At 65.4% G+C, this 260-nt stretch carries 1 pseudogene; it reads left to right on the forward strand.

Annotated elements, in window-relative coordinates:
* Positions 1–260: pseudogene (locus tag AC0L27_RS41410) on the forward strand (DUF1522 domain-containing protein); the annotation flags it as partial.

The raw sequence follows: 260 nt of genomic DNA on the forward strand, positions 1-260 counted from the left end.
GTCTCGCCGGCAACACCGGTTCGGCCAACGCTTTCCAGGCGGCCCGCACGTCCGGCATCGGCGGCATCGCCGGCAAGACCCTGACTTTCGGCTCCTTCAACGGCGGCACGGCAGTCAAGGTCACCTTCGGTGACGGCACCAACGGTACGGTGAAGACGCTCGACCAGCTCAATACGCAGCTGCAGGCCAACAACCTGGCCGCGACGATCGACGCCAACGGTCAGCTCACCATCACCGCTTCCAACGACTACGCGTCGTCG

The organism is Bradyrhizobium sp. Ken51 (assembly GCF_055807435.1).